Source organism: Roseateles subflavus (assembly GCF_030285365.1).
GTDB classification, from domain to species: domain Bacteria; phylum Pseudomonadota; class Gammaproteobacteria; order Burkholderiales; family Burkholderiaceae_C; genus Roseateles_B; species Roseateles_B subflavus.
Window position 1 is genome coordinate 1 of sequence record NZ_JASVDS010000005.1, and the last position, 12,610, is coordinate 12,610.

Genomic DNA, 12,610 nt, shown 5'->3' on the forward strand with positions numbered 1-12,610 from the left:
CCAATGCGGCCTTCGGCGCAGCGTCAGCCCCTCAGCCGCACGCCCGCCTCGTCCGCGGCCACCTGGCCCGTCTTGGTCAGACCCACCACCAGGCCCTGCGCCCAGCGTGCTGCGTCTGGCTCGTAGACTTGCGCTGCCGCCGGCTCTGGGCTGGCGCCACCCAGGCTACCGGTTTGCCTGCGTATCGATTGCAGGGCGGCACAGCCGCCCTGGGCCAGGGCGCTTGTGGTGGGCGCTCCCTGTGAGGCGGCCCGATGGCCGTCTCCGAGCCCGGCATTTCATCCTGCAGGAGCGCAGGTCACGCAGCCATGACTGCGCTTCGTCGCTTTGTGCTGGCACGAGGCGCTATGACTTCAGATACTGTGAGCACACAATCTGACAGGGCTGGTGGGATCCTATGAACCAAGTGCAGCAAGCCAAAGGCACGGGCCGCATCCGCGCAACGCTGGCGTTGGCCGCGATGGCGGTGCTGGTCTTGTTCACGCCCGCTCAACCTGCAGACGCCAGCGAAGTCGTCAAGCTGACGCGGCTGGTGCTCACCGGCAAGCGCTCGGTCGATGCGAACAAGACGCTCCCGGCCCCTGCGCCGGTCGAGCGCCTGCCCAAGGTCAGCATCGACGGCTTGCGGATGGATGAGAATCCCACCCAGGTGGCCGGTCAACTGCGCGCTGGCAGCCGCCCGAGCTGACCTCATCCCGCCGCTCGCTGAATTGGCGCAACTGCGGTCGGCGGACGGTGCTGAACGCCGAGATGCTCAACGACGGTCAGGACCCGCTACAGTGTCGGGCTCCGTCCTTGTCACCTACGCCTGATGCCCAAGCTTTCTTCCCTGCCCGCTGTCCAACTGTCCGGTAGCGCCGCAACGGCCGCCGAGGACGCTGCCCGGCCGGGGCCCAGCAGTGCAGAGAAGTTCCTGGTATCGGTCGGGGCGTCCTCCATCGATGGTCTGGGCGTTTTCGCCGCCGAGCCGATTCCGGCCCGGCGCAAGATCGGTGAGATGCGGGGCGAGGTGATTTCCGTGCGAGAGGCCCGCCGGCGGATCAAGGGCAGGGCGCGGATTCACATGGTGGAGGTGAGCGAGCGCAGCGCCATCGACGCCACGACGTCGGACGGCCCCCTCCGCTACATCAATCACTCCTGTGCCCCGAATGCGGTGCTCCGCATTCGCCAGGGGCGGGCCGAGTTCTACGCCATGCGCGACATCGAGCCCGGCGAGGAATTGACGGCGGATTACGGCGAGAGCCACCACGAGGGCCGCCTGCGCTGCGGCTGCGGCGCGCCGAACTGCAAAGGTCGGCTCTAACCTGCCGTCAACCGCAGGCGTGCGCCTGTCAGCGTGCCTGGCCCTGGGTCAGGATGCGCAGGTCTTGTGCCGCGTAGAGCGCGTCGTCGATGAGTGCGGCCACGGGGATACGGAGCGGCTCGTCATAGGCCTGCTGAAGATAGGCCTGCAAGGTCGCCCCTGGGCCCAGCGTCAGCGCACGAACCACCGCCAGCAGTTCCGCGGCTTCGTGTCCAAGGGTCTGATCGCGGGCCGCGTCCACAAAGCCGCTGGCCCAGGCTCGCGCCGCTTCCGGTACCCCGCCGCTCGAAGCGGGGCGGTCCGGGAGGTGGTGCGCCCATGGCAGAGCGTCGGCAACCGGCAGGGCGTCGGGATCCTGCGTCAGGACGGCGCCGTCCAGGCGCTCTTGCAGGAGTTGCCAGTACTCTTCGACGCCTCCCATGAACTCGTCGAGCAGTTCCTGCTCCATCAGCGCTTCGGACCAGGACTCGCCCCAGTGTGCATCCATGGCGCCCACCGGCTCCTCGGCCCCGAGCACGCAGAGCGCGCCGCAAAGCCATCCCGCAAAGTAGTCGGCCGAAAGCCGCTCGGCGCCTGGCACGCCAGGCAGCAGTGCCAGCAGGGATTCCAGGCGATTCTGTTCGAGGGGAAAGGTCATGACGGAATGAGGCGAGGGTGAACAGGGACCGGCACTGAGGCAGGGGTGAGGGCCACGCCTCTGGCGCGGCGATGGGCGTCAACAAAAAGGGGTCTCGCAAGAGACCCCCGGGGTGCCGACATGGGCAGGTGACGCCGACTCAGAGCCGTTCCGCGACCCAGGCCTGCACGCTGGCCAGAGCGGCCGGCAGGGACTTGGCGTCCGTGCCACCAGCCATGGCCATGTCAGGCTTGCCGCCACCCTTGCCGCCGACTTGCTGGGCCACGAAATTGACCAGTTCGCCGGCCTTGACCTTGCCCGTGCTGTCGCTGGTGACACCCGCCGCCAGCTGCACCTTGTCGCCATCGACGGCGGCCAGCACGATGGCTGCGGTCTTCAGCTTGTCTTTGAGCTTGTCCATGGTCTCGCGCAGGGTCTTCGCATCGGCGCCCACCAGCGTTGCCGCCAGCACCTTCAGGCCCTTCACGTCGACTGCCTGCGTCAGCAGCTCATCGCCCTGGGCGGATGCCAGCTTGCTCTTGGCAGCGGCCAGCTCCTTCTCCAGGCTGCGGACCTGGTCCAGCACGCCCGCCACCCGGTGTGCCAGCTCCGCCGGGGCGGCCTTCAGGCTGCCGGCCAGGCCGTTCACCGTGTCTTCCAGCGACTGCAGGTAGGCGAGCGCGTTGTCGCCCGTCACGGCTTCCACGCGACGCACGCCTGCGGCCACGCCGCTTTCCGCCACGATCTTGAAGAGGCCGATGTCACCGGTGGCCTTCACGTGCGTGCCGCCACACAGCTCCTTGGAGCTGCCGATGCTCAGCACACGCACCGTCTCGCCGTACTTTTCGCCGAACAGCATCATGGCGCCGCTCTTCTGGGCATCGTCCAGGGCCATCACCTCGGCCTTGGCCCCGGCGTTGGCCAGGATCTCGGCGTTGACGATGGCCTCGACCTTGCGGATCTCCTCGGCCGTCATCGGCGCGTTGTGCGCGAAGTCGAAGCGAGTGCGCTCGGCGTTGACCAGCGAGCCCTTCTGCTGCACGTGCGCGCCCAGCACTTCGCGCAGGGCCTTGTGCATCAAGTGGGTGGCGCTGTGGTTGCGGACGGTCTTCGCGCGGGCCTCGGCATGGACCTGGGCCTTGAAGCCGTCCCCGACCTTGACCGAGCCTTCCATGACGCGGCCGTGGTGGCCGAACACGTCGGCCTGGATCTTCAGGGTGTCTTCCACCACCACGCGGGTGCTGGCGTTGCGCAGCTCACCGCTGTCGCCTGCCTGGCCCCCGCTCTCGGCGTAGAAGGGCGTGTGGTCCAGCACGATGACGGCGTCGTCGCCGGCCTTGGCCTCCTGCACGGACACGCCATCCACATAGACGGCCGTGACCTTGCTGCTCTCGCAGACCAGGTGCTCGTAGCCGTGGAAAGCGGTGGCCGCGCCGGTGTACTCCAGGCCCTGGGCCATCTTGAACTTGCCGGCCGCGCGAGCCTGCTCGCGCTGCTTGTTCATGGCGGCATCGAAGCCGGCCTGGTCGACGGTCACGCCGCGCTCGCGGCAGACGTCGGCCGTCAGGTCGACCGGGAAGCCATAGGTGTCGTGCAGCTTGAAGGCGGTGTCGCCATCGAACTGCCCCTCGCCCTTGGCCAGCGCCGCCTCGAGGATCTCCATGCCGTTGGCGATGGTCTGGAAGAAGCGCTCTTCCTCCTGGCGCAGCACTTCGGTCACGCGGGCCTCGGCCTGGCGCAGCTCCGGGTAGGCCTCGCCCATCTGGCGGACCAGCTCGGCGACGATCTTGTGGAAGAAGGGCGTGCGGGCGCCCAGCTTGTAGCCGTGGCGGATTGCGCGGCGGGCGATGCGGCGCAGCACATAGCCGCGGCCTTCGTTGCCCGGGATCACGCCGTCCACGACGGTGAAGCTGCAGGCGCGGATGTGGTCGGCGATGACCTTCAGCGAAGCGCTGCTCTTGTCGCAATCGCCGGCGCCGGCGCCGTCCACGGCAGCCTTGGCCGCGGCCAGCAGGGCGACGAAGGTGTCGATCTCGTAGTTCGAGTGCACATGCTGCAGCACGGCCGCAATGCGCTCCAGGCCCATGCCGGTGTCCACCGAAGGCTTGGGCAGCGGGTGCATCACGCCGTCTTCCGTGCGGTTGAACTGCATGAAGACGTTGTTCCAGATCTCGATGTAGCGGTCGCCGTCTTCATCGGGGCTGCCGGGAGGGCCGCCGGCGACGTCCGAGCCGTGGTCAAAGAAGATCTCGGTGCAGGGGCCGCAGGGGCCGGTGTCGCCCATCATCCAGAAGTTGTCGGACATGTAGCGGCCGCCCTTGTTGTCACCGATGCGCACGATGCGCTCGGCGGGCACGCCCACCACCTTGTTCCAGATCTCGTAGGCCTCGTCGTCCTCGGAGTAGACGGTCACCCACAGCTTGTCGGCCGGCAGCTTGAAGTGCTGGGTCAGCAGCTCCCAGGCGTAGCTGATGGCGTCCTTCTTGAAGTAGTCGCCGAAGCTGAAGTTGCCCAGCATCTCGAAGAAGGTGTGGTGGCGCGCGGTGTAGCCGACGTTGTCCAGGTCATTGTGCTTGCCGCCGGCGCGGATGCACTTCTGGGCCGTCGTGGCGCGGCTGTAGGCGCGCTTGTCGAAGCCGAGGAACACGTCCTTGAACTGGTTCATGCCCGCGTTCGTGAACAGCAGCGTGGGGTCGTCCCCCGGCACCACGGGGCTGGAGGCGACGATCTGGTGTCCCTTGGATTCGAAGAACTTCAGAAAGGTCTGGCGAATGTCTGCTGCTTTCATGCGGCCACTTTCATTGCGGGCGTGGGCCCGGGGCAAGGGCGTCGGCGACGCGGTAAATACTTGATTTTTGGGGATTTTTGATTATAGGGGCGGGCATTGCCCGAGGGGACTTTGCGGGCGGGGTAGAGTGCTGTCTCCACACCCCCCATATCCGGAGTTCTCAATGGACAGCAAGACCCCCGCCCTGGCCGCCCTGGACGATGCCAGCCTGTTGCGCCAGCAAGGGCTGATCAACGGCGAGTGGGTGGGCGGTGAATCGCGCTTTGGCGTGACGGACCCGGCCACCGGGCAGTTGCTCGCCGAGGTGGCGAATCTGGGTGCGGCCGAGGCGGGCGCGGCCATCAATGCCGCCCAAGCGGCTTGGCCGATGTGGCGCAGCAAGACCGCCAAGGAGCGTGCAGCGATCCTGATGCGCTGGTACCAGCTGATGCTGCGTCACGCCGACGATCTCGCCCGCATCATGACGGCCGAGCAGGGCAAGCCGCTGGCGGAGGCCCGCGGCGAGGTGGTCTACGGTGCGAGCTTCCTCGAATGGTTCGCGGAGGAGGGCAAGCGCGTCTACGGCGAGACCATTCCCACGACGGACAACAACAAGCGCTACCTCGTCATCAAGCAGTCCATGGGCGTTTGCGCGGCCATCACGCCCTGGAACTTCCCCATCGCCATGATCACCCGCAAGGTGGCACCGGCCCTGGCGGCCGGATGCACGGTCGTGATCAAGCCGGCCGAGGCCACGCCGCTGTCGGCGCTGGCCGTCGCGGAGCTGGCCCAGCGTGCGGGTCTGCCGGCGGGCGTGCTCAACGTCGTGACGGCCGATGCGCAGCGGTCCATCGAGGTCGGGCAGGTGCTCTGCGAGAGTGATGTGGTGCGCCATCTGTCCTTCACGGGCTCCACCGAGGTCGGCCGCATCCTGATGCGCCAGTGCGCGCCCACGGTGAAGAAGCTGTCGCTGGAGCTCGGCGGCAACGCGCCCTTCATCGTGTTCGACGATGCCGACCTCGACGCCGCCGTGGAGGGGGCCATGGCCAGCAAGTACCGCAATGCCGGTCAGACCTGCGTGTGCGCCAACCGCCTGTACGTGCAGCGTGGCGTATACGACGCCTTCCTCGAGAAGCTGGCCGCCAAGGTGGGCGAGCTGAAGGTGGGCAATGGCTTCGAACCGGGCGTGAACCTCGGCCCGCTGATCGACGGTGATGCCATCGCCAAGGTCGAGAGCCACGTCGCCGATGCCCTGGCCAAGGGCGCCCGTCTGATGGCGGGTGGCTACCGTGCCGAGGGGCTGGGCTCCGAGCAGTTCTATGCGCCGACCCTGCTCGCCGACGTGCGCGCGGACATGCTGTGCGCCCGCGAGGAGACCTTCGGGCCGGTCGCTCCCGTCTTCTGCTTCGACACCGAGGCCGAGGTCATCGAGGCCGCCAACGCCACCGAGTTCGGTCTGGCCAGCTACTTCTACAGCCGCGACATCGGCCGCATCTTCCGCGTCGGCGAGGCGCTGGAGTACGGCATGGTGGGCGTCAACACGGGCCTGATCTCCACGGCGGAAGTGCCCTTCGGTGGCGTGAAGCAGTCCGGCCTCGGACGCGAAGGCGCCCACCAGGGCATCGACGACTACGTGGAGATCAAGTACCTCTGCCTGGGCGACATCCAGCGCTGAGGTGGCTCACGGCAGCCCCTGACGCTTGGCGATGGCAGGCGTCGGGGAGGGGATGCGTTGAGGTGTGCGGTGGGGTGGAGCGGGTGATGGGAATCGAACCCACGTATCGAGCTTGGGAAGCTAGCGTTCTACCATTGAACTACACCCGCTGAGGTGTGGGCCGCATCGCACCGGGCGATGGGTTGGCGGCGATTATAGGCAGGTTCGCGCGCAGTTCAGGCGAACTGTCCGGGCAACGGCGGTGCCGACCCGAGTGCAGACGCCAGCACCGCGGCTTGCGGGCCGAAGGCGTAGGCGTCCATGCCCAGGCAGCCGAAGGTGACGCTCTCGTGGAGGCGCATGGCCCCTGACGCCACCCCGCCCGCGCCCGCTGCAATGAACCAGGGCAGCAGATGCTCGTCTGTCGGATGCATGTCCACGGCATGCGGCGCCTGGCGCCGGTAGTCCATCAAGGCGGACCAGTTCCCCGCCGCGGCCTGCGCGGCCCACCAGTCGCGGAAGGCGCGTGATTCGGAGATCTCCGGCGCGTCAAAGGCCGCACCGCCCTGGAAGACGCGTCGCAGGTTGTGGGTGATGCTGCCGCTGGCCATGACGAGCACGTCCCGCTCGGTCCACGGCGCCAGGGCCTCGCCCAGGGCCCAGAGCTCCTCGGGCCGCGCCTGCGGCGAGAAGCACAGCGGCAGGACGGGGATGTCGGCCTCGGGCACCATGTAGCGCAGAGGCGTCCAGATGCCATGGTCCAGGCCGGACATGGCCTGGGTCTGGAGCATCTCGGGCAGGGCCTGCTGCAGCTCGGCGGCCAGATCGACGGCGCCGGGGGCGTCGTAGCGCAGCTCGTACAGCGCCGGGTCGAAGCCGCCGAAGTCGTAGACGGCATGCTGCTGTGGGGCCACCAGCAGCACGGGGCGCCGCGCGAGGCTGTGGGCTGACACGGCCAGGATGGCGCGCGGTCGTGGCAGCGCTCCCCGCCCGAACTGGGCCCCCAGGGCTGTCATGAACGCTCCGGCCGCACCAGGCTGAATCGCCGTCATGGGCGAGCCGTGCGACAGGAACAGCGGAGGAAGGGCAGTGGCGCGAGTCATGGATGCATTGCAGCAGAGCGAGCGCCGCACAAGGCTGAGGGGACTTGCATGCAGGGTTCAAAAGCATTGGATATCCGCCTTTACAGTGCGGCATGGATTCATCGACCGCATCGGAGCGCAGCCCGGCTGCTGCGCCTGTTCAACACCCGGCACCTCCCTCGGTGCTCGTGCTGGCCTGGCGGCAGCTCTGGCGTGACTGGCGGGCCGGCGAGCTGCGCCTGCTGAGCCTGGCGCTGGTGCTGGCCGTCGCGGCCGTGACGGCGGTGGGCTTCCTCTCGGAACGCATGGAGGCCGGACTCAGGCGCGATGCGGCGCAGCTGCTGGGCGGCGATGCCCTGGTGGCCTCGGACCGCCCCATCCCGCCCTCGCTCCAGTCGATGGCGGAGACGCTGGGCCTGCGCCGGATGCACAGCGTGACCTTCCCGAGCATGGCGCGCGCCGCCAGCGGCAACACGCGCCTGGTGACGGTGAAGTCGGTCTCGGCCAGCTATCCGCTGCGGGGTCAGGTCTTGCTGGCGGACGGTCGTCGCGTGGGGGCCCCGGCCCCGGGCGAAGTCTGGGTCGATGCGCCGGTCCTCGACGCCCTGGACCTCGCCGTCGGCAGCCCGCTGCTGCTGGGTGACAGCTCACTGAAGGTGGCGGGCGTGATCCTCAACGAGCCGGACCGTGGTGCCGGCTTCCTGAGCTTCGCGCCTCGGCTGATGCTCAACGAGGCGGATCTGGCGGCCACCGGTCTGGTGCAGCCGAGCAGCCGCGTGACCTACCGCATGGCCGTGCTGAGTCCCGCCGCAGACGGGGAGGCCGCCGCCCGCTTCATGAAGGACGCGGCGCGCCTGATCGAGGGCCAGGGGCTGCGAGGCCTGCGTCTCGAGAACCTCGAATCGGGTCGCCCGGAAATGCGCCAGACGCTGGATCGCGCCAGCCTCTTCCTGCGCTTGGTGGCCATGCTCGCGGCCTTGCTCGCGGCCGTGGCCATCAGCCTGGCCTCGCGAGACTTCGCCCTTCGTCACCTGGACGACTGCGCCATGCTGCGCGTGCTGGGCCAGTCGCAGGCGCGCATCGCGCGGCTGCATGTGCTCGAGTTCGCCATGGCGGGCCTCGCGGCCAGTGCGGTGGGCGTGCTGGGCGGCCTGCTGCTGCATGAGGTCTTCGTGCGGCTGCTGGCCGGGCTGATGTCGGTGAGCTTGCCGCCGCCGGGCTGGGGCACCGCGGCGGGTGGCATGGGGCTGGGGCTGAGCCTGATGCTGGGCTTCGGACTCGGGCCGGTGCTGCAGCTGGCCTCGGTGCCGCCGCTGCGGGTGCTGCGTCGCGACCTCGGCGGCGTGCGCATGGCCTCCGGCCTGGTGCTGGTGGCGGGACTGGCCGGCTTTGCCGGGTTGCTGGCGCTGGTCGCCGGAGACTGGAAGCTCGGGCTGGGCACGGCAGGCGGATTCGCCCTGGCGCTGGGCGTCTTTGCCCTGGGCGCCTGGCTCGTCCTGCGGCTGCTGCGCCGCGCCGTCCCGCAGGCGGGGGCGCCTCGCTGGCTGGCGCTGGCCACGCGGCAGATCAGCGCCCGGCCGGGCTTTGCCGTGGTGCAGGTGTCGGCCCTGGGCATCGGCCTGCTGTCGCTGGCGCTGCTGCTCCTGCTGCGCACCGATCTCATCAACAGCTGGCGCGCTGCCACGCCCAGGAATGCCCCGGACCGCTTCGTCATCAACATCCAGCCGGAGCAGGCGCAGGCCTTCCGCTCGACGCTGGATGCCGCTGGCGTGACGGGCTATGACTGGTACCCCATGATCCGCGGCCGCCTCGTCACCCTCAACGGCGCGGCCGTGAAGCCGGAGCAGTTCAAGGAGGAGCGCACCCAGCGGCTGGTGGAGCGGGAGTTCAATCTGAGCCACAGCGATGCGCTGCCTCCGCACAACCAGCTCGCCCAGGGCACGTGGGTCGCGGACGAGGCGGATGGCCTCAGCGTGGAGCAGGGCCTGGCGCGGGACCTTGGCCTCAAGCTGGGCGACCGCCTGGGCTTCGATGTGGCGGGGCAGACGGTCGAGGCGCGCATCACCAGCATCCGCAAGCTGGACTGGAGCTCGATGCGGGTGAACTTCTTCGTGCTCTTCCCCCAGCGGGAGATGGCGGATCTGCCGCGTAGCTACATCACCGCCTTCCGCGCCCCTGCGGCGGCCAAGGCCCTGGACAAGCAGCTCGCCCGCGACTTCCCCAACATCACGGCGGTCGATGTGCGGGCCCAGCTCGACCAGGTGCAGCAGGTGCTGGATCAGGTGGCCTCGGCCGTGCAGGTGCTCTTCGTGTTCACGCTGGCCGTTGGCCTGATCGTGCTGCTGACCGCCGTGAGCAGCACGCGCGAGGCTCGCATGCGGGAGTTCGCCCTCATGCGGGCGCTGGGCGCGGGTTCGGGTCTGCTCGGGCGTGTGCAGCGGGCTGAACTGCTGGGCCTGGGGCTGCTGGCCGGCGTGCTGGCCGGTGGGGCGGCCCTGCTCATCGGTGCCGTGCTGGCGGCCAAGGTATTCGACTTCAGCTGGACACTCAATCCCTGGCTGGTGCCGGCCAGCGGCCTCGCCGGCGCCCTGCTGGCCTGGCTTGCGGGGTGGTGGGGTCTGCGGGGCGTGCTGAGCAAGCCCGTGATGCAGAGCCTGCGTCTGCGCGATCTCACCTGAGTGCGCACCGGGCGCTCACCCGTGCGCTGACCTGGGCGATCGTGACGGAGCGCACGGACGCACGCTCGCACACGCACACGCACCTGCCGGCCGAGACGAAGGGTGCCCTCCGGGGGGGCGCGGCGGGCGCTGGGGCCGGCCACGGGTTCAGCGCCCGCGCCGCACTCGGCTGGACGGCTTGCGACTGCGCGCGTGATCCTGAACGCTGCCCTGGGCCCTCACCGGGTTGCTCACCGGGCTGCTCGTCCGGTCGATCGTGAATGAGCGCGCTCGCCTTCGCCGGCCGGAATGAAAGACGCCCCCGAGCCGGTGGGCCACGGGGGCGAGCGTCGAAGGGGCGCGGCGGGCGCTTGGGCAGGCCTCGGGCTCAGCGCCCGCGCCGCCTTCAGAAGGACTGCCAGTCGTCGTCGGCGCCGGCCTTCGGTGCCGGGCTGCTGGCAGCGGGCGCCGGGCTCGGGCTGGCCATGGGCGCCGGCTTGGGCGCTGCAGGGCGGGGTGCCGGGCGCGGTGCAGCGGCCATCGGTGCGCTGCTGCCCATGCCGGTGCTCATGCTCTTTCGCGGCTTGGCCACATAGGCCTTCTGCTGACGCTCCTCCTCGCCGAGGCGGAACACCGACACCACCTCCGTGAGGCGCACGGCCTGGTCCTTGAGGCTTTCCGCGGCGGCGGCGGATTCCTCCACCAGGGCCGCGTTCTGCTGCGTCATCTGGTCGAGCTGCACGACGGCGCCATTGACCTGTCCGATGCCCTGGCTTTGCTCGGCCGCGGCCGCGGTGATCTCGCCGATGATGTCCGTGACACGCTGCACGCTGGAGACGATGTCCGTCATCGAGGCACCGGCAGCCTGCACGAGGCGGGAGCCGGCTTCCACGCGGTCCACCGACGCGCCGATCAGCGCCTTGATCTCCTTGGCGGCCTCGGCGCTGCGCTGCGCGAGGCTGCGCACTTCAGAGGCCACCACCGCGAAGCCGCGACCCTGCTCGCCCGCACGGGCGGCCTCCACGGCGGCGTTCAGCGCCAGGATGTTGGTCTGGAAGGCGATGCCGTCGATCACGCCGATGATGTCGTTGATCTTCTTCGAGCTGGTGTTGATCTCCTCCATCGTGGAGACCACCTGGGACACCACGTCACCGCCCTTGGCCGCGGCGTCGCTGGCGGACGAGGCGAGCTGGTTGGCCGTCGTCGCGGCGTCGGCCGTCTGACGCACCGTGCCGGTCAGCTCTTCCATCGAGGAGGCCGCCTGCTGCAGGTTGGACGCGGTCTGCTCGGTACGCTGCGACAGGTCCTGCGCACCGACGGCGATCTCGCTGGACGCCGTCGAGATGGAGTTGCTCGCGGACCGGACGTCGATGAGGATGTCCTGGATCTTCTTGGCAAAGAGGTTGAAGGACGAGGCGATCCGGGCGATCTCGTCATTGCCGTGCTCCGGCAGGCGCTGCGTCAGGTCGCCACCCCCGGCGCTGATCTCGTCCAGCGCGGCGCGCACGCGGTCCAGGCCGCCCATGGTCTGGGTGATCGCCCCGGCGATGACTGCTCCGGAGAGCGCCACCATGATGACCAGGATGATGGCCGCGGCACGCAGCAGCGAGCTCAGCGAGGCGAGCGCCTCGGAGCGGTCGGCGGCGAGCACGAGCGTCCAGTTGGTGTCGGGGATGGGCACGCCGCGCAGCAGGTAGGTGCCGTCGCCGATGGCGGCCTCGACCCAGCCGCCGCCGGCCGTCTGCGCCGCCTTCAGCGCATTGCCGTCCAGGGCAGGGGAGAGCGTCGTGGCCGGCTTCAGGGCCAGCTTCGCATCCGGGTGCGCAATGATCTTGCCGTCCTTGTCCACGAGGAAGGCAAAGCCGTTGGGGGTCGGCTTGATGGCCTTGACGGTCACCACCACGTCCTCGAGGAAGACGTCGGAGGCCACGACGGCCTTGGTGCCGCTACCGTCCTTGATGGCCGCGGCGAAGGTCACCACCAGCTGCTGCCGTGCCGCGTCCATGTAGGGCTCGGTCAGGATCGGTCCGCTCGCGGCCGCGGCCTGGGTGTACCAGGGCCGCCCGGTGGGGTCATAGCCGGCCGGCAGGTTCTGCGGCGTGTTGAAGGCGATGCGCTTGTCCGCGAAGCCGACGTAGGCCGCGTCCAGGCGCCCGGACTTGGCCGCCTGCACCAGGAAGGGCACCGGCTCGGCCTGGTCCGCCACGGGCTGCAGCGCGGTGATGATGTCGCGCTGGCTGCGGACCCATTGCCCGACCGCCGAGGCGCGCGCCGCCGCCAGCTGATCCAGCGCCGACAGCTGCTGCGCATTGGTGTGCGACTTGACGCTCATGTAGTTGGCCACCGTGGCGGCGGCCAGCGACAGCACGACCACGGCGATGCCCAAGGCAATGAGGCGGGTCTTGATTGAGTCGAACATCATCACTCCTTCTTTGTTTTCTGGCACGAGGCGGCGGACCGCCTCCAGGAGACTGGCTCCGGCCCTCCTCGGCTCGGATGCTGGGGGGCTCTTCTTGACGGAGCCCTGTTGA

The 12,610-nt window shown here is 69.3% G+C and carries 8 protein-coding genes and 1 tRNA gene; 4 read left to right on the forward strand and 5 right to left on the reverse strand.

What is annotated here, in order from left to right; all coding sequences use genetic code 11:
• Nucleotides 1–397 precede the first annotated feature (397 nt).
• Together QRD43_RS16735 and QRD43_RS16740 are read left to right on the forward strand one after the other, a co-directional pair.
• A complete protein-coding gene (locus tag QRD43_RS16735; RefSeq protein WP_285983648.1) occupies nucleotides 398–688 on the forward strand; it encodes a hypothetical protein in 291 nt (96 codons plus the stop codon).
• 123 nt (nucleotides 689–811) lie between these two features.
• A complete protein-coding gene (locus QRD43_RS16740; protein WP_285983649.1) occupies nucleotides 812–1,303 on the forward strand; it encodes an SET domain-containing protein in 492 nt (163 codons plus the stop codon).
• A gap of 28 nt (nucleotides 1,304–1,331) precedes the next feature.
• Here QRD43_RS16740 and QRD43_RS16745 read toward each other — a convergent pair whose 3' ends face one another.
• Nucleotides 1,332–1,940, reverse strand: a complete 609-nt coding sequence (locus tag QRD43_RS16745) for a hypothetical protein (RefSeq protein ID WP_285983650.1) — start codon at nucleotides 1,938–1,940, stop codon at nucleotides 1,332–1,334.
• Nucleotides 1,941–2,079: 139 nt separating this feature from the next.
• Entirely contained in the window at nucleotides 2,080–4,707 is a 2,628-nt protein-coding gene (gene alaS, locus QRD43_RS16750; RefSeq protein WP_285983651.1) for an alanine--tRNA ligase, read from the reverse strand.
• Nucleotides 4,708–4,870: 163 nt separating this feature from the next.
• On the opposite strand from alaS, the gene QRD43_RS16755 reads away from it, so the two are divergent.
• Nucleotides 4,871–6,361, forward strand: coding sequence for an NAD-dependent succinate-semialdehyde dehydrogenase (locus QRD43_RS16755; RefSeq protein WP_285983652.1), 1,491 nt, complete (start codon nucleotides 4,871–4,873; stop codon nucleotides 6,359–6,361).
• Nucleotides 6,362–6,436: 75 nt separating this feature from the next.
• Here QRD43_RS16755 and QRD43_RS16760 read toward each other — a convergent pair.
• Both QRD43_RS16760 and QRD43_RS16765 read right to left on the reverse strand, forming a co-directional pair.
• Nucleotides 6,437–6,510, reverse strand: a tRNA-Gly gene (locus QRD43_RS16760).
• A gap of 66 nt (nucleotides 6,511–6,576) precedes the next feature.
• Nucleotides 6,577–7,443, reverse strand: coding sequence for a dioxygenase family protein (locus QRD43_RS16765; protein WP_285983653.1), 867 nt, complete (start codon nucleotides 7,441–7,443; stop codon nucleotides 6,577–6,579).
• Nucleotides 7,444–7,535: 92 nt separating this feature from the next.
• On the opposite strand from QRD43_RS16765, the gene QRD43_RS16770 reads away from it, so the two are divergent.
• A complete protein-coding gene (locus QRD43_RS16770) occupies nucleotides 7,536–10,100 on the forward strand; it encodes an ABC transporter permease (protein WP_285983654.1) in 2,565 nt (854 codons plus the stop codon).
• Between the two features lie 385 nt (nucleotides 10,101–10,485).
• Here the strand turns inward: QRD43_RS16770 and QRD43_RS16775 are convergent, their stop codons facing one another.
• The gene (locus tag QRD43_RS16775; RefSeq protein ID WP_342399045.1) at nucleotides 10,486–12,501 is read right to left on the reverse strand and encodes a methyl-accepting chemotaxis protein; all 2,016 of its coding nucleotides are present in this window, start codon (nucleotides 12,499–12,501) and stop codon (nucleotides 10,486–10,488) included.
• Nucleotides 12,502–12,610 lie beyond the last annotated feature (109 nt).

What these genes read in the sequence shown, in the direction of transcription:
- QRD43_RS16745 (WP_285983650.1), bottom strand. Translation starts at nt 1,940, where the DNA reads ATGACCTTTCCCCTCGAACAGAATCGCCTGGAATCCCTGCTGGCACTG.
- QRD43_RS16740 (WP_285983649.1), top strand. Translation starts at nt 812, where the DNA reads ATGCCCAAGCTTTCTTCCCTGCCCGCTGTCCAACTGTCCGGTAGCGCC.
- QRD43_RS16770 (WP_285983654.1), top strand. Translation starts at nt 7,536, where the DNA reads ATGGATTCATCGACCGCATCGGAGCGCAGCCCGGCTGCTGCGCCTGTT.
- QRD43_RS16755 (WP_285983652.1), top strand. Translation starts at nt 4,871, where the DNA reads ATGGACAGCAAGACCCCCGCCCTGGCCGCCCTGGACGATGCCAGCCTG.
- QRD43_RS16765 (WP_285983653.1), bottom strand. Translation starts at nt 7,443, where the DNA reads ATGACTCGCGCCACTGCCCTTCCTCCGCTGTTCCTGTCGCACGGCTCG.
- QRD43_RS16775 (WP_342399045.1), bottom strand. Translation starts at nt 12,501, where the DNA reads ATGATGTTCGACTCAATCAAGACCCGCCTCATTGCCTTGGGCATCGCC.
- QRD43_RS16735 (WP_285983648.1), top strand. Translation starts at nt 398, where the DNA reads ATGAACCAAGTGCAGCAAGCCAAAGGCACGGGCCGCATCCGCGCAACG.
- alaS (WP_285983651.1), bottom strand. Translation starts at nt 4,707, where the DNA reads ATGAAAGCAGCAGACATTCGCCAGACCTTTCTGAAGTTCTTCGAATCC.